This is a genomic window from Chryseobacterium sp. MHB01, from assembly GCF_034651565.1.
Lineage (GTDB): Bacteria > Bacteroidota > Bacteroidia > Flavobacteriales > Weeksellaceae > Chryseobacterium > Chryseobacterium nepalense.
The window spans coordinates 96922-112764 of sequence record NZ_JAYEDA010000001.1 but is presented as its reverse complement, the minus strand read 5'-3'; the positions used below and the strand labels follow the sequence as shown (position 1 = coordinate 112764).

The 15843-nt window shown below is 36.4% G+C and carries 18 protein-coding genes; 8 read left to right on the top strand and 10 right to left on the bottom strand.

All coding sequences use genetic code 11. The annotated features are described in order from the left end of the window. Positions 1-411 (top strand): hypothetical protein, encoded by a 411-nt coding sequence (locus U9K52_RS00555; protein ID WP_263601258.1) that lies wholly within the window; start codon positions 1-3, stop codon positions 409-411. 101 nt (positions 412-512) lie between these two features. Here U9K52_RS00555 and U9K52_RS00550 read toward each other — a convergent pair whose 3' ends face one another. From U9K52_RS00550 to U9K52_RS00505, 10 genes are all read right to left on the bottom strand, one after another. Next, positions 513-707: a hypothetical protein gene (locus U9K52_RS00550; RefSeq protein ID WP_263601259.1), complete on the bottom strand. Its 195-nt coding sequence runs from the start codon at positions 705-707 to the stop codon at positions 513-515. A gap of 5 nt (positions 708-712) precedes the next feature. Then, positions 713-1315, bottom strand: a complete 603-nt coding sequence (locus U9K52_RS00545; protein WP_072885314.1) for a MarC family protein — start codon at positions 1313-1315, stop codon at positions 713-715. 44 nt (positions 1316-1359) lie between these two features. Beyond that, on the bottom strand, positions 1360-3105 hold the full coding sequence (locus tag U9K52_RS00540) for a BatD family protein (protein WP_322924428.1): 1746 nt from the start codon (positions 3103-3105) through the stop codon (positions 1360-1362). After that, entirely contained in the window at positions 3105-3845 is a 741-nt protein-coding gene (locus tag U9K52_RS00535; protein ID WP_248391654.1) for a tetratricopeptide repeat protein, read from the bottom strand. The genes U9K52_RS00540 and U9K52_RS00535 overlap by 1 nt, the downstream gene beginning before the upstream one ends. 88 nt (positions 3846-3933) lie before the next feature. After that, positions 3934-4941, bottom strand: coding sequence for a vWA domain-containing protein (locus U9K52_RS00530; protein ID WP_312174256.1), 1008 nt, complete (start codon positions 4939-4941; stop codon positions 3934-3936). Continuing rightward, positions 4941-5933: a VWA domain-containing protein gene (locus tag U9K52_RS00525; protein ID WP_248391651.1), complete on the bottom strand. Its 993-nt coding sequence runs from the start codon at positions 5931-5933 to the stop codon at positions 4941-4943. Before U9K52_RS00525 ends, U9K52_RS00530 begins: the two co-directional genes overlap by 1 nt. Further along, on the bottom strand, positions 5926-6822 hold the full coding sequence (locus U9K52_RS00520; protein ID WP_322924421.1) for a BatD family protein: 897 nt from the start codon (positions 6820-6822) through the stop codon (positions 5926-5928). Before U9K52_RS00520 ends, U9K52_RS00525 begins: the two co-directional genes overlap by 8 nt. Before the next feature lie 67 nt (positions 6823-6889). After that, complete coding sequence (locus U9K52_RS00515) at positions 6890-7753, bottom strand: DUF58 domain-containing protein (protein WP_322924419.1); 864 nt, start codon at positions 7751-7753, stop codon at positions 6890-6892. Positions 7754-7858: 105 nt separating this feature from the next. Continuing rightward, positions 7859-8317: a GNAT family N-acetyltransferase gene (locus tag U9K52_RS00510; RefSeq protein WP_322924417.1), complete on the bottom strand. Its 459-nt coding sequence runs from the start codon at positions 8315-8317 to the stop codon at positions 7859-7861. Next, on the bottom strand, positions 8317-9321 hold the full coding sequence (locus tag U9K52_RS00505) for an AAA family ATPase (protein WP_248391643.1): 1005 nt from the start codon (positions 9319-9321) through the stop codon (positions 8317-8319). The genes U9K52_RS00510 and U9K52_RS00505 overlap by 1 nt, the downstream gene beginning before the upstream one ends. Positions 9322-9571: 250 nt before the next feature. On the opposite strand from U9K52_RS00505, the gene U9K52_RS00500 reads away from it, so the two are divergent. The 7 genes from U9K52_RS00500 to U9K52_RS00470 all read left to right on the top strand — a co-directional run bounded on the left by U9K52_RS00500 (position 9572) and on the right by U9K52_RS00470 (position 15740). After that, positions 9572-10042 carry a DinB family protein gene (locus U9K52_RS00500; protein ID WP_263601268.1) on the top strand — a complete coding sequence of 157 codons (471 nt, stop codon included), beginning with the start codon at positions 9572-9574 and terminating at the stop codon, positions 10040-10042. A gap of 32 nt (positions 10043-10074) precedes the next feature. Continuing rightward, the gene (locus tag U9K52_RS00495) at positions 10075-10467 is read left to right on the top strand and encodes a four helix bundle protein (protein ID WP_322924413.1); all 393 of its coding nucleotides are present in this window, start codon (positions 10075-10077) and stop codon (positions 10465-10467) included. Positions 10468-10583: 116 nt separating this feature from the next. Next, positions 10584-11333 carry a 23S rRNA (guanosine(2251)-2'-O)-methyltransferase RlmB gene (gene rlmB / locus U9K52_RS00490; protein WP_248391640.1) on the top strand — a complete coding sequence of 250 codons (750 nt, stop codon included), beginning with the start codon at positions 10584-10586 and terminating at the stop codon, positions 11331-11333. A 37-nt stretch (positions 11334-11370) separates the two neighbouring features. Beyond that, positions 11371-12423 (top strand): DUF6263 family protein, encoded by a 1053-nt coding sequence (locus U9K52_RS00485; RefSeq protein ID WP_322924411.1) that lies wholly within the window; start codon positions 11371-11373, stop codon positions 12421-12423. 86 nt (positions 12424-12509) lie between these two features. Then, positions 12510-12749: a hypothetical protein gene (locus tag U9K52_RS00480; protein ID WP_072885326.1), complete on the top strand. Its 240-nt coding sequence runs from the start codon at positions 12510-12512 to the stop codon at positions 12747-12749. 10 nt (positions 12750-12759) lie between these two features. Further along, positions 12760-15294, top strand: coding sequence for a hypothetical protein (locus U9K52_RS00475; RefSeq protein WP_322924408.1), 2535 nt, complete (start codon positions 12760-12762; stop codon positions 15292-15294). 38 nt (positions 15295-15332) lie between these two features. Continuing rightward, positions 15333-15740: a GxxExxY protein gene (locus U9K52_RS00470; RefSeq protein WP_263601272.1), complete on the top strand. Its 408-nt coding sequence runs from the start codon at positions 15333-15335 to the stop codon at positions 15738-15740. The last annotated feature ends 103 nt before the right edge of the window (positions 15741-15843 follow it).

Here is a 15843-nt window from a genome sequence, read left to right as displayed (position 1 = left end):
GTGAGGTTAAGATATTATTTTGTATTCTTTATTCTAATATTTTCACTTAACTTAAAATCTCAAACAACAATGTCCGGTTTAGACAAAGGTTTAGCAATCGGTAATATTTTGGTGCAAGGTTATATGGCTTTCAAAGGAAACGGAACAAAAACCGTAGATCCAAATGCCAAAACTGTTGATAGCTTTTGTTTCAAAAATAAGATGGATGAGAAAATTACCGTAAAGCTAAACGGGAAGATAGAAGACGAAGAAATAAAAAAAGAATTCGTCATTCAAAAAGACGAAAAAGAGTGTACTTACAATTTACCTAAGGGTATTTATACTTATGAAGTTTTGCTTTCGAGCAAAGATGTGTATCAAAAAGGTGAATATAAAGTTTCGGAAGAAACTTTAATGACAATAAATAATTAATAATAATCCTTTCAGAACGTAACTCTGAAAGGATTTTAGTTGCTTACAAAAAACCTCTTTCGGGAAAGAAAGAGGTTAATATAGATTTTGTAATATAATTCTTATTTTTTAACGCCTACTTTACTCCATGTATTCATTACAAAAAGTAAAATAATACCAATGAGCGCTGAAGCCGCTGAAAATACAAACTTCAGGTTATCTTCTGATAATAAATCAGTCTGCCAGTCCAGCGCATACAGATTAATTGCGATGAACACTAGAAATACAATTAAAAATACTTTATAAAACTTCTGCATGATTCTTAAAAATTAATATATGTTTTTACCAATTCGGCAAAATTTGCGGTAAATAATTTAATTGAAATTGCCAACAGAATGATTCCGAAAACTTTCTGCAGGATTGCCAGTGTGGCATCACCTATTTTCTTCTCAAGCCAGTTTGCAGATTTCAGCACCAAATATACGAAAATTGTATTGAGAATGATCCCAAAAATAATATTAATATCGTGAAATTCAGCTTTAAGAGACAAAGTGGTGGTTAAAGTTCCGGCTCCTGCTACCAAAGGAAAAGCAATGGGAACAATAGATGCAGACCTTGCTTCGGAAGTTTTGTTAATTTCAATCCCCAGAATCATTTCCAGGGCGATAATAAAAATCACGAAAGCACCGGCGATGGCAAATGAATTAACATCAACCCCGATGAATTTGAGGATTTTATTTCCTACGAACAGGAAAACAAGCATAATCAGACCTGCAGTAATAGTAGCTCTTTCGGCTTCGATCTTACCGAATTTCTGCTGAAGACTTACGATAATAGGAACGGATCCTATGATATCAATCACAGCAAAAAGTACCATAAAACAGGTAACAATTTCTTTAATAGAAAAATCATTGAAAATCTCCATGCCTTTAGAATTATTAATTTCGCAAAAATATGAAAATAAATTAACTATTTGCTAATTTGAGAATATAAATTCACAATGGAACTTAAGAGAATATCCATTCCTTCCGAAGATTTTACAGGAGCAAACTTTTCAATCTGTATTTTCTGAGTAAGACTTCTGTATTCTTCGGCAATTGCAGCACCTTTATAGTTTTCAAGGAAGCCGGCAAAATCTTCTGCGGAGCTCTGGAAATATTGATTTCTCACTTCAGAATCCAATTCTTCAAAGGTTTGAAAAAACTTCTCATAATCTTCTTTATCCTTGAGATTTTCCAAATAACTAAAATAATCATTCACATCTGTTTTCAGCTGTTCCCTGATTTCTTTCTCTGCTTCTGCTATTGTGCCTAATGGCTTCACAACAGGCTCACCTGTTTTCTGCAACCGGCGTTTTTTCTGCCAGTTCTTAAAAATAAGATAAGCGATAAACAGGGCAATTAATATAGCAATATTGATGAAAAGAATATTCCAATGCAGTCTGCTTTTTTCCTTAACTTTAAAAGATGTTGTCTTAAGAACAGGCGTATTTACCGTCTCCAGGAAAGTATTTGTATATTCATTTACTTTTTCAACCGTAGTACGCGATTCCAGGATTTGATCATGTGAAAATGCATTAACATTAAGCACTTCCTGCCCAAGATCAACATATTCTTTTTTAGACGGATCAAAAAAAGAAAAATTTTCTGTTTTAATAGAAATTCCTCCTGCTTTTTTAGGGATTACAAGATAATTAGCGAGGATCTCCCCTTTCATTCCCGTCATTTCCGTTTTTACATTGGACGTAATTTTAGGAGCAAACACTTCATAATCCGGCGATTCGGCAAGCTTTGGAAGTTCCATGTTTTTCAGGTTACCTTCACCGCTTACTTTTACCAGGACGCTGATGGGTTTCTTCACTTCGGCTTTTTCCTTAGAAATATTAGAAATACTTACCTTAAAATTTCCTACTGCATTTTTAAAAGATTCAGGAGAATCTTCAGGAAGTTTTTTAACATTGATTTTAACTTTATTGGAAATAATTTTATTTTTTCCCGCAAAAGTACTCATTGAAGCAGAAGCTCCGGGCACCTCAACATATCCTGATTCATTAGGGAAAATCAGAAAGATGGCCAGTACCTGAGACGACATGTTTCCGTAATCTGACGGATCAATTTCAGATTTTGCAAAACTTACCGGATATACATCCAGATCATTATCTTTGGGAAGACGGATATTCTTTACCTTTCTCAGATTATCCATATTCCTGGAATATACTTTCAGCACTGCAATGGTAGGCTCATCCTGATATACCTCGCGATCTTCCACCTCCATATTCAGATAAACATCTTTTGAGGAACTCGCTGCGACAGAAGCTTTTTTATCAACATCTTTAATAAGAATATCGAAAGGTTCGGTTTTATAAATCTTATTATTGATGGTAATCAGAAACGAACCTATTTTTAATTTTCCTTTTTGTTTCGGCTCTAAGGCAAGCCGGGTAACAGATTGAGAAATTACGGTGTTGGTCTCCGGATCCATAAAACCATTCGTTATGGAACCTGTGCCAATGAGATTGAATTTTGAGAAATCCGGAAGCCTCAGCTTGGTTTGTTGGCTGTTGTATTCACTGCCTTCAATTTCCAGCACAATCGTAAGGTTGATGACATCTCTTGCAGTGTAGGTGGTTTTATCGGGAGTTACGCTAAGATTTACCTGTCCATAAGAAATTACGGATATTAAAAGGAATATTATGTAGGTAAGTCTGCTCTGCATCACCAATCTTTCTCGTTGCTTTCGGGCATCGAATAAGAATTTTTATTTAAAATTCTTCTGGCGGTTTCTTTCTCTTTATCGCTTACTTTATTGAGTATCTGATTTTCAAGCTGTTTTGGGATTTTTCCTTCATTATCAGGTTTTTGCTCGGGATTATTTCCTTGTCCCTGTCCCTGATTTTGCTGCCCTTGTCCCTGATCTTGTTTTTGATCTTTGGGACCTTTTTGATCATCATTTTTCTGCTGGTTTTGGCCACCGCCTCCTTTGCCGGAGTTATTTTGTTGTTGTTTTTTCTGTTGGTTTTCTTTTTCCTTCAGCTTGGCTATCTCGTAATTTTTTCTTGTAGCCTCGCTGTAAGGATTTTGTTTCAGAGATTGTTTATAAAATTCTGCTGCCTTTTCAGGCTGTTTCATCTGCATATAAGCATTTCCGAGATTGTGTAGTGCCGCAGCTTTATCAGGAACGGTCTGAGAAAGTCTCTGGGCTTTTTCAAATTCCGCTTTTGCCTCTTCATATTTTTTACTTTTATAAAGGGCATTGCCTAAATTATAGTGTGCTGCAAAATCCTTATCATTCGTTTTTATGGCTTCCATATATTTTGCGGAAGCTGCATCATAATTTTTACCGTTAAATTTTTCATTGCCTTCATACACCAGTGTACGATAGTTTTTTTGCCCAAAAAGTAGTCCTGAGCTCAATAAGGCAGTAATAAACGACAAAAAAATGATTTTAGTATTCATCAGATGCAAAATTATTCCTTTATATGTTAATAAACAGTGCCTTAATTGTTAAAATTGGGTTAAAGTAGGCATTGAACGAAAGTTTCGGTTATACATTAAAATCTCTTTTCGGATTAAACATATATATCAGGAAGAAGAAAAATATAGAAACCGCCAGAAAATATTGATAATAATGATTGGCATTCTGTGATTTTACCATAGTTTCAGAAGATCCTGTTTTCTTTTTCAAAGCTTCGATAATCCTTTCTGGAGCTTCATTGATATTATTTCCGTCAATATACGTTCCTCCCGTAGATTCGGCCATTTTTTTCAAAGCTTCCGTTTGTCTCTTGGAAATTACCGTTTGTCCGGACATATCTGCTTTATAGCCCATCAGCTGTCCAAACGAATATTCGGGAACCGGCGCACCTTCATCAGAGCCTATCCCTACGGAAGTAATCATTATTCCTTCCTTTTTAGCAAGCCTTATGGCAGCGTCATCATTTCCTTCATTATCTTCCCCATCACTCAGTAAGACAACTTTCCGGGCATCTTTATTTACATTTTTAAATTTCTGAACTGCGACTTTCATCCCGTTAAGAAAATCGGTTCCCTGAATCTGCATGGAATTGGTTTCAATAGCACCAACATACGTTTCTGCCGAAGTGTAGTCTGTTGTAAGCGGCATAATAGAAGTCGCCTGTCCAGCAAACATTACAATTCCCACTTTGTCACTCTTCATCCGCTGCATGGTCTGGATAATAAGATTTTTCGCTTCTGTAAGTCGGCTTGGGTCGATATCTTCAGCATTCATGGAATTCGAAACATCCAGCATAAAAATAACATTATTCAGTTTCTGGTTGGTCTTGATTTCTTCAGAACCGCTCAGAAGATCGATGATCGAGAAAATAAGAAAAAGTGTTCCCAATAAATATAAAGCAGGAAAAAACTTTGTAAAACCCGAACGTTTTTCAAAAAGATGCTGATGGAATCGACTGTCCGCAAAAAGTTCCCTTTTTTTCTTTTTCCATTTTAAATAACGGACCAGAAAAATGGCTAACAGCGGCAGAAGCAACAGCAATAACAAATACCAATAATTACCTAAGTACCAATCCATTAACTTAAAATTTTATATAATACCCATCTCAGCAGTGCATCCAGAAACAGCATTCCCAACGCTATCCAAAGAAAGATTTTAAAATATTCCTGATAATTGAATAATTTAGCCACTTTCACATCAGATTTCTCCAGCTGATTAATTTCGTCATACACTTCCTCAAGACTTGTATTTGATGTTGCCCTGAAGTATTTCCCTCCCGTCATCTGGGCAACTTCTTTTAAAACAGGTTCATCAATTTTCACTTCTGTTTCCGTAAAAACAAGATCTCCGAAAATATCAATCTGTGTAGGCATCAGTGCATATCCATTGGTTCCGATTCCGATAGTATAGACTTTTATATTGTTATTTTTCGCAAGTTCAGCGGCAATAGGTGGAGGCATTGCATTTTCAATGGTGTTGACTCCATCGGTCATCAAAATAATAATTTTACTTTTGGCTTTACTGTTTTTCAGGTGATTCACGGCTACTGAAAGCCCTTCTCCAATTGCTGTTCCCGGCTCAAGTTCCTGAAGATTAAGGTTCTGTAGCTCATCGATAACAACCTGATGATCAGAAGTTACCGGAACTTTTGTAAAAGCCTCTCCCGAATAGGTTACGAGCCCGATTCTGTCATTCGGACGTTTTTGGACAAATTTAACGGCGATATCTTTTAAAGCTGTAATACGGTCCGGAGTAAGATCTTTTGTAAGCATACTCAATGAAACATCCACCGAAAGCATAATGTCTATTCCTTTTGTATCGTCGCGATCCTGAGAGATGGTAAACGTTCTCGGCCTTGCCATTGCGATAATTAATGCAGAAAGAATAATATATTTTGAAAATTTCAGCAAAAACATCACGAAACGGATTCCTCCGCTTTCTCCCATATTGCTAACGGTAGGAACTTTAATTCCTTTTCTCTGCTGACTGCTGACGTCCCGGATCAGAACAGGAATCAACAGCAAGAAAAGCAGTAAAAACCAGGGACTGTAAAACTCAAAATCAAACATCTTTTCTCAAATTTTCAAATTCCAAATCTTTTGATGAGCGCTTTACGAATTCTCTTATATCAGCAAGGTCTTTTTCCATTGTTTCTTTATCCGGGAATGTTTTTGCAAACTTTACAAGATCACCTCTTACGAATACATCTTCTACTACCCTTTCGTTTTCCTGGGAAATGGTATTGTTTTTCTTCATAAGGTCTACAAGATCATCGGTTAGTAAAACATCTGCCGGCAAACGGTATTGTTTTGCAATAAATTTTCTTGAAATGTCAATCAGTTCCACGTAAAAAGAACGGTAATTTCCGGTTTCAACGTATTTTTTCTTCTGGAGCGAATCGAGTTCCTTGAGGGTTTGATTGGTTGCTACAACCGGTGAGTCTTTTCGTTTCCTTCCATATTTTACGAACATAATTATGGCAATAATCAGGGCGATAACTGCAATAGCAGCCAGAATATAAAACTTATACAGCTGCCAGTAATCGGTAACTTCAAGTTTTACCTCTTTATTATTCATGATATCATTAATCGGATCATCTTTCTGAGCAGTATTGATAACATCAATTTCATAAGGAATTGTTTTCAGGATTTTTCCTCCCACTTTGAACTCCAGCTCAGGAATTGTGAATTTCCCTTCTTCAAAAACAGCAAATTCTATTCTCCTGTAATAGATATCCTGCGTCTGCGAGATGCTGTCTTTCACTTCCTCAAAATGAAAGGGAAGCAATTCATTTTCCGGAGCTGCAGAAACCTTTTCGTTATTAAGGTTATTGATGGTCACAATAATATGATCCACCTCTCCGAGCGCAATGGTTTTTCTTTCCACACTCGAAGAAAGAATCTGTGAAAAAGCGCTTGCACAGAGTAAAAAACAAAATATAAATACTAGTTTTTTCAATTTTAATTAATTCAAAGTTTAAAGTTCAAAACTCAGTTTTTAAAATGGCTGGTTTTGACTTTTATATTTATTTTTTCTGAAAATAATTATACAACAGTTTCGAATAATCCGAACCGGTATCGACATTAAGAAAACTGGCTGAGCTGTTGGCAAAATCATCTTCCAGCGCTCTCAGTTTCTGCTTCTGAGCTTCCGCAAAATTATACCTCCATCTTGCGTTCGATGTATTAGCCCAGATCTGTTTCCCGGTTTCAGCATCATATAATAAGGTATATCCTACGTCTGGAATTTCATTATCTTTTTCGTCAAAAATCCTCATTCCTAAGAGCTGGTGTTTTTTAGCGGCTGCTTTCAGCATTTTGGAATCATATTCATCTTCAAAATCCGAGAACATGAAAACCAGAGATTTCCTTTTAAAAATACCCATCATATATTCCAGAGCCTTATCAATTTTGGCCGTTGTAGGAATATATTCTGCCGTAAGAATCGTACTGATGATCGAAAGAATGTGCTTTCTGCCTTTCTGAGGAGGGATTACTCTGTAAACCTTGTCAGCAAAAAGAATTAAACCGACTTTATCATTATTTCCTGCCGCGGAAAATCCCAGGCTTGCCGCAATTTCCGCAACATATTCGCGTTTCAGCTGATTCTTGGTTCCGTAATCCATTGAAGCAGAAATATCAACCAAAAGCATCATGGTGAGTTCTCTTTCCTCCTCCATTACTTTCACGAAAGGTTCACGGAAACGGGCTGTTTTATTCCAGTCGATCCTGCGGATCTCGTCTCCGAACTGATAAGGACGCACTTCCGAGAAAGTCATTCCCTGCCCTTTAAAAGCACTGTGATATTGCCCCATCAAAGTAGCTTCCGTCTTTTTTCGGGTACGGATTTCTATTTGCTTGACTTTTTTTACAATATCTTTTATCTGCATATAATTGTTTAAGGTTTTTGGTTCAATGTTTTTGGTTTGAAATGTTCCATTTTATTAAAAATTTAAATTGGCTTAATGGCATCAATAAACTTTAAATCTAAAACATTAAACATTAAACTCGATTGAAACATTAAACCATTCATCATCGAATTTCGGGTTGTATTTTTTATAGAAATTAATCGCCGGCTCATTCCAGTTTAAAACCTGAAAGACCATTCCGCTGTAGCGACCGGATTTTCCATATTCCATCGTAGCTTCAAATAATTTTCTCCCCACCTGTTTTCCTCTGCACCTTTCGGTCACGACCAAATCTTCAAGATAAAGTCTTCGTCCTTTCCAGGTTGAATAACGGTCGTAAAACAAAGAAATACCGATAATTTCACTATTATATTCAGCCACAAAAGCTCCCCAGACAGGAGATGCCCCAAATCCGTCTTCGATGAACCGATCTAATGTGAGGATAACTTCGCCCGATGCCTTTTCATATTCCGCAAGTTCTTTGATAAGTTCCAGCATAGAATGACAATCTTCCGGAACTGCCTTTCTAATCATCACTTCATCCATTACGGAGCCTGAATTTTCGCTAAGATTCTGTTGACGATTTCTTCTGATGAAATTTCTTCCGCTTCCGCTTCAAAGGTAAGACCGATTCTGTGCCTTAAAACATCTTTTGCCAGGGATTTTACATCTTCAGGAATGACAAAAGCTCTTCCTTTAAGGAATGCATACGCTCTTGAAGCGATAGCCAAATTAATTGATGCTCTCGGCGATGCCCCGAAACTGATATAATTTTTAAGTTCCGAAAGACCATAATTTTCAGGAAAACGGGTTGCAAAGACCATATCCAAGATATATTTTTCTATTTTTTCGTCAAGGTAAATCTGGTTAATCAGTTCTTTTGCAGCAACGATATGCTCAAGAGAAATTACAGGTTTTACCGAAGGCTGATGCGAAGTTGACACCATTCTCATTACCGTTCTTTCATCTTCAAATTTGGGGTAATCAATCGTACATTTCAGCATAAAACGGTCGCTTTGTGCTTCCGGCAATAGATAAGTACCTTCCTGATCTATAGGATTTTGTGTCGCCAACACCAGGAACGGCTTCGGCAGCTTCATCGTTTCGTCACCTATGGTTACCTGCTTTTCCTGCATTACCTCTAAAAGAGCCGACTGAACTTTCGCGGGGGCACGATTGATCTCATCTGCCAGTACGAAATTGGCAAAAACAGGACCTCTTTTTATGGAAAAATCATTTTCTTTAACATTGTAAATCATGGTTCCCACCACATCGGCAGGCAACAGATCCGGAGTAAACTGAATTCTTGAGAATTCACCGTCAACAGCATCTGCAAGTGTTTTTATGGCAAGTGTTTTTGCCAGTCCGGGAACACCCTCCAAAAGAACGTGTCCATTCCCTAAAAGACCGACCAAAAGACGGTCAATCATATACTCCTGACCGATGATTACTTTATTGATTTCTTCGCGGAGACGGGAAAAATGGAAATTGGCTTCTCTTACCTGCTCAGTTAGCTGACGAATATCTTCTGCTTGATATGTATCTGACATAGTCTAATTAAAATAATTGGTAAATTTCTAATAAATACTTGCATAAATCAACCCAAACAATGCTATTTTTGAGTTAAAGTTTGTTAAATATTCCGGCATTAATGTGATATTGAAAAACAAACATGATCTTGATTGCCTTCTATAATAAAGATATTTTCATAAAAATATATAAATTTTAACTGAATCACCTGTTCAAAAATTGTCATTTCCAGTTTATTAAACTATTTTTGGTGATTAAAAATTTTGCAAAGTGAATTATCATTTTCAAGCCCACAGACAAGTACGGAAGAACCTTCTGGATATTTTACAGAATACTTCTCATGAAGATCTTCTGCTGATTCCGGATGGTTTCAATAACAACATTTACTGGAATATTGCGCATACCGTTGCTACCCAGCAGCTTCTGCATTATTACCTTAGCGGTAATCCTTTCAGAATTGATAAATACTGGATTGAAACTTATAAAAAAGGTACTTTGCCCAATCTGAATGTTCAGAAATCTGAAGTAGAAGATCTTGAGTTCTTACTAACGGAAACCTCAAAGATTTTAATGAGGGATTATGACAGCGATTTCTTTTCAGATTACACTCCGTACACCACAAGTTTCGGAATGGATCTTAAAAGCATTCAGGACGCCATCATTTTCAACAATATGCACGAAAGCCTGCATTACGGCTATGCAATGGCACAAAAAAGAGCAATTTTAGGAGAAAAATATTAGGTTCAATGTTTTGAGTTTAAAGTTTAAGATTTATGGCAACAGTAAATAGATTTGAAGATTTAGAAATTTGGAAACTTTCACGTGAATTGTGTAAAGACATCTACGAAATTATTGAATCTACTAATCTTAAAAATAATTTTAAACTTTGCAATCAGATTGACAGCTCTTCAGGTTCGGTTATGGATAATATTGCAGAAGGATTTGAAAGAAATGGAAATAAAGAATTTATTCAGTTTCTGTCTATCGCCAAAGCGTCTTGTGGAGAAACAAGATCACAATTATACCGAGTGTTTGACAGAAATTTCATTTCACAGGAAAAGTTTGAGGCCTTAAAAGATCAAACAGAAGTTTTGAGCCGAAAAATAGGCTCATTCATAAAATATTTAAATATTACAGATTTAAAAGGAACAAAGTATAAACCATAATGGTTTATGATTTAAAGTTGAAGGTCATTAATGTGAACCGGATTATTTTAAACAGAAAATTTAAAACATTAAACTTTAAACATTGAACTTTGAACCTTAAACATAAAAATTATTCAATGAAAGACGATTTTATTTTCGGGCTGCGTCCCGTAATTGAAGCTATAGAAGCAGGAAAAACAATTGACAAGGTCTTTGTGCAGAATGCACTTCAGGGGCCTATTTATGCTGAACTTAAAGCAATTTTAGCCAAAAATAAAATCCGTCCCAATTATGTTCCGGTTGAAAAACTGAACCGTTTTACAAGAAAAAACCATCAAGGTGTGGTGGCTTTTATTTCAGATGTTCCTTTTCATAAAGTGGAAGATATTGTTCCTCAATTATTTGAAGAAGGGAAAACGCCTTTCTTACTCATTTTAGACCGGTTAACAGACGTCCGAAATTTTGGGGCCATCTGCAGAACGGCAGAATGTGTAGGGGTCGATGCTGTAATCATTCCTGAGAAGGGAGCTGCTCCAATTAATTCCGATGCCATAAAAACATCTGCAGGAGCTCTTTACAACGTAAAAATATGTAAAGCTCCCAATCTTGCTCATGTGGTAGATTTTCTTCAACAGAGCGGTATATCGGTATTTGCAGCGAGCGAAAAAGCTGAAAAGCTCATTTATGATGTTAATTTCAACGAGCCTTGTGCCGTGGTAATGGGTAATGAGGAAACAGGAATTTCAAAAGAAGTCCTTCATCATTCGGATGAAAAAATAAAATTACCGATTGAGGGAAAAACCCAGTCACTGAACGTTTCCGTGGCTTGTGGAGCGATCCTGTATGAAGCGGTAAGACAGAAAATGACTGCAAAAGCAGGATTGTAGTACTTATAAAGAAATAGTAAAATTTAAAAAAAATTCAATGAAAAATATAGCAGCATTAGCGCTGATCTCAACGATAGCTTTAGTTTCATGTAATAAAAAAGAAACGGCAAAAATAACGAAAGTAGATCCTAAAACCGGAAAAACAATTACAGTGGAAGTACCTGCCGATTCTGTAGCAAAAGTGGAAGAAAATCCAGCGATAAAAGATTCTGCGGGAATTTACAAGCAGACTTTCAAGCTGGAAAAAGGAAAAACCTATCCTTTGACTACTTATCAAAGAGATACCAAAACCATGACCGACCCTACCGGAAAAACATTGAATGCAACCAGTGAGGCGACAGATGAAATGTCTTTTACTGTAAATGATATCAAAGGAAATGTATATGACATTACACTGAACCTGATTTCAAAAAGAAACTCTCAGACCTCACAGGGAAAGACAATCGTTGTTGATACCAAATTGCCTATTCCTAAGGAAGACGACCTGAAAATGATCTGGAATATCAACAGAGCGCTTACCGGAAATAAGCTGAATATGAAAATGGATACCAAAGGAAACGTTATTTCTATCACAGGTTTTGATGCGGTTTACAATAAAGTGGGAAATTCTATAGGAACGATTGTAAAAGATAAAAGTCAGAAAGAAAGCATTATTGAAAGCCTGAAAGAATCATTCAATGAAAAAGTTCTGAAAGACCAGTTTAATAAAAATCTGACGATTATTCCGAAAAAAGGAGTAAAAGTAGGAGAAAAATGGACCAACAGTGAAAATGCCGATGCACAGGGAAAAATAAAAGTAACGTCAAACTATGTTTTAAAAAGCGTAGGAAACGGTATTGCTGAAATTGCCGTAACCGGAGGAATTCCTAAAAAAGTGGAGAAGCAGAATCAGGGTGAAGTAACACACAGCTTAAGCAGTGAACTCAGCCAGAACGGAACCATAAAGTTTGACCAGAATACAGGTTGGATCAGCAATCAGAATATTTCTGTAAAAACAACACAGATCGAAACCATTTCAAACGGAAAAGAATCGCAATCTATGAAAAGCGTTTCCAATTCTTCTGTGATGGTAAATCCGTCTGCAAAATAAAAGTTTAAAATTCAGGGTTTCGGGTTTAAAGTTTTTCAAATCTGAACGCAAAACTTTAAACCCTGAACCAAAACATTTAAAATATTATGAAATATATTTTTGAGCTGGTATTAGCCGCGATCATTATTTTCTTTGTATGGAATATCCTTAAAAGGATTTTTTTCAAAACATTTTATAGTTACAGATTTAACAATAATAACCAAAATGATAAGCAGCAGGACATACGAAACTCAAATAAAAACAATATCAATTGGGATGCTGAAACCGTAGATTACGAAGAAGTAAAAGACAGTACTGATAAAGGTAATTCCGAAAATAAAAGATAATAACCATCACATGGCGAAAAATAAAAACTTGATTTATATTGCAGTTTCAATAATTGTATTTATAGTTTTAGCATTTTTATATTCCACTCCTGTTTTTACGGGAAAACAGCTTTTCCAGCATGATATCGTGCAATATCGCGGAGGCGCAAAAGAACTCATCGATTACAGAGCCGACACCGGAAAGGAAACCTACTGGAGCGACTCTATGTTCGGTGGCATGCCTACTTACCAGATGGGAAGCCGTTTTAAAGGAGACTTTATCAAAAACATAGATTCTGCCCTTAACTCTTTCCCTAGGCCGGTCAATTATATTTTTATGCTTTTCGCCGGCTTTTTCCTGTTAGGAATGGTTGCCGTCAGAAACTGGAAATACGCATTACTGGGAGCCACATTCTTCGGACTTTCCACCTATTTTTATATCGCCATTGCGGCAGGACACAACGGTAAAATCAATACCATTGAATATTTTGCGCCGCTTCTTGCCGGAATTTTACTCGTCTACATCAGGAGACAATATATCTGGGGATTCATTGTAACCGCCCTTTTTATGGGACTTCAGATTGCAGCGAACCACCCGCAGATGACGTATTATCTGTTCCTTGCGTTAGGATTTTTATTCTTGTCTGAATTAATTCGCGCCATTCAGAAAAAAATACCGATGAAACATTTTCTTGTTTCATCAGGAATTATCGCAGCTGCATGCATTATCGGTGTCGGGATGAACTCCCAGAGAATTATGGCCAACTCCGAATATGTGAAAGAAACGGTTCGTGGAAAGCAGATCTTAACAAACGACAGCCACACCGGAGGAAATTCGGGGATGGATAAAGAAAGTATGCTGATGTGGAGCTACGGAAAGCTTGAAACACTGAATCTTTTCATCCCAAGACTGATGGGCGGCGGAAGCCAGGAGCCCGAAGGAAAAGAAATGATGAACAGAGTTCAGGAGCTCGTTCAGGAAAATGTAGGTTCGCAGGCTGAGATGGACAGGATCTCCAAAGGTTTCGGCAGTCTTACATACTGGGGAGATCAGCCCGGAACCTCAGGGCCGGCTTATCAGGGAGCAATTGTCTGCTTTTTAGCGCTTTTAGGGTTTTTCTTTGCCTGGAAAAAATACCGTTACTGGATTCTTGGAGCAACGGTTCTGACGATCTTTTTAGCCTGGGGAAGCAATTTTATGGCGCTTTCCGACTTTTTTATTGACTTCGTTCCTTTCTATAATAAATTCAGGGCTCCGTCATCTATTTTGGTGGTTGTAGAGCTTTTATTTCCTTTAATTGCGATTATCGGATTATACAGATTTTTCAAAGACAATGAGCTAACTCAAGAATATAAGCAGAAAATCCTTCTTTATGTTGGAGGCGGGACGCTGGGTTTTGTATTGATTTTACTGATTTTCGGAAAATCTTTATTAGGTTTCCATACCGAAAATGAAAAAACATATCTTCCCCCTTTCCTTTTGGATTATCTGAGTGAAGAACGGTTTAAATTATTCAGGATTGATGCCCTTAAAGCATTCATCTATGTTGCCATTGCGGCCGGTGTTTTATTCATGGTTTTAAAGCAGAAACTCAATCATAATATTGCTTTGGTAATCATTGGTGTCGTAAGCTTATTCGATCTATGGACTGTAAATAAGCGTTATCTGAATGACGATAATTATGTGGATAAGATCTTTGCAGAAAATCCTTTCCAAACGGAAAGTTCAGACTTAATGGCGGAAAAAGTTCAGGGCAATCCGAATCTGGAACCTATTCTTGCGAATGTAAATGTGAACAAAACGCTGGAAACCATTGCAGAAAAGGATAAAACACATTACAGGATTTTCAATAATATTTTAGGAACATTCAGTGAAACGAATACCTCTTACTTTAAATCTTCCATCGGTGGATATCACGCAGTGAAACTGAGAAGATATGATGACGTGATCAACGAATATTTCCAGATCATGGATTCGGTAAGAGTTCCGAATATCCTTAATCTCTTAAATGCAAAATATCTTGTGTTAGGTGGTCCTGAACAGCCGCAGGCTATTGCCAATCCGAAAGCCAACGGAAATGCATGGTTTGTGAGTGATCTTCAATTTGTAGAGTCGCCCAATCAGGAAATTAAATCCATTGGAGTAATAGACAGCAAGAAAACAGCAGTTATTGCCGCTTCAGACAAAAAATATTTTGAAGGCAAAACGGTTCAGGCAGATCCAACAGCGTTTATCAACTTAACAAATTATCAACCCAACGAACTGGAATTCAAATCTCAATCAAAAACACCGCAGCTCGCTGTATTTTCCGAGATCTATTATCCACATGGCTGGAAATTCTTTATTGATGAGAAAGAAGTTCCGTACATCAAGGCAGATTACCTTCTTCGTGCAGTACACGTTCCTGCAGGAAAACATGATATAAGAATGGTATTCGAACCGGAAGTGATTGAAAAAGGTAAGTGGATTTCATTAATTTGCTTCGGATTGTTTATTCTTTTGAGTGGAGTCGGAATTTATGTTCTTTACCGCAAAAGAGACAAAAGACAAGTTGAGGCTATTTAGTATTTTAGAGGTTTAAATTCTGAAAAAGCTGTATATTGATGATTACCCAAAAGTACATAACCGATCTTACCTATAGAATTAACGGAGCCTGCATTGAGGTTCATAAGATCTTGGGTGCAGGACTGGCAGAAATTGTGTATCATAGAGCTTTGGAAAAGGAATTTAAATTAAGAAATTTTGAATACAAATCTGAATTTCAAATTCCTGTGGTTTACAAAAATGAAAATTTAAATTGTGATTTTAAATGCGATTTTTTAATTGAAGATTTAATTGTTCTGGAAATAAAATCCGTATCATCTATCTTGGAAATCCATAAAGCTCAGGTTATAAATTACATCAATTTATTAAAAGCTCCAAAAGGAATTCTTGTAAATTTTAATGTTAAAAATATTTATCATTTTGGTCAGGAAACATTTATAAATAAGTACTTTGATCAATATGACTAAAAAATAATATATCATTTAACCGCAAAAGAAACAAAAGAAGATAATATTGAAAAGTTTATTCAAAAGTTTGCAAAATGTATTCTTTGAGTTTTGCTCTCTTTGA

Coding starts and splice junctions, on each gene's coding strand:
- U9K52_RS00470 (WP_263601272.1), top strand. CDS start 15,333: ATGATTACCCAAAAGTACATAACCGATCTTACCTATAGAATTAACGGA.
- U9K52_RS00550 (WP_263601259.1), bottom strand. CDS start 707: ATGCAGAAGTTTTATAAAGTATTTTTAATTGTATTTCTAGTGTTCATC.
- U9K52_RS00510 (WP_322924417.1), bottom strand. CDS start 8,317: ATGGATGAAGTGATGATTAGAAAGGCAGTTCCGGAAGATTGTCATTCT.
- U9K52_RS00515 (WP_322924419.1), bottom strand. CDS start 7,753: ATGCAGATAAAAGATATTGTAAAAAAAGTCAAGCAAATAGAAATCCGT.
- U9K52_RS00485 (WP_322924411.1), top strand. CDS start 11,371: ATGAAAAATATAGCAGCATTAGCGCTGATCTCAACGATAGCTTTAGTT.
- U9K52_RS00475 (WP_322924408.1), top strand. CDS start 12,760: ATGGCGAAAAATAAAAACTTGATTTATATTGCAGTTTCAATAATTGTA.
- U9K52_RS00540 (WP_322924428.1), bottom strand. CDS start 3,105: ATGCAGAGCAGACTTACCTACATAATATTCCTTTTAATATCCGTAATT.
- U9K52_RS00530 (WP_312174256.1), bottom strand. CDS start 4,941: ATGGATTGGTACTTAGGTAATTATTGGTATTTGTTATTGCTGTTGCTT.
- U9K52_RS00480 (WP_072885326.1), top strand. CDS start 12,510: ATGAAATATATTTTTGAGCTGGTATTAGCCGCGATCATTATTTTCTTT.
- U9K52_RS00545 (WP_072885314.1), bottom strand. CDS start 1,315: ATGGAGATTTTCAATGATTTTTCTATTAAAGAAATTGTTACCTGTTTT.
- U9K52_RS00495 (WP_322924413.1), top strand. CDS start 10,075: ATGGCAACAGTAAATAGATTTGAAGATTTAGAAATTTGGAAACTTTCA.
- U9K52_RS00505 (WP_248391643.1), bottom strand. CDS start 9,321: ATGTCAGATACATATCAAGCAGAAGATATTCGTCAGCTAACTGAGCAG.
- rlmB (WP_248391640.1), top strand. CDS start 10,584: ATGAAAGACGATTTTATTTTCGGGCTGCGTCCCGTAATTGAAGCTATA.
- U9K52_RS00535 (WP_248391654.1), bottom strand. CDS start 3,845: ATGAATACTAAAATCATTTTTTTGTCGTTTATTACTGCCTTATTGAGC.
- U9K52_RS00525 (WP_248391651.1), bottom strand. CDS start 5,933: ATGTTTGATTTTGAGTTTTACAGTCCCTGGTTTTTACTGCTTTTCTTG.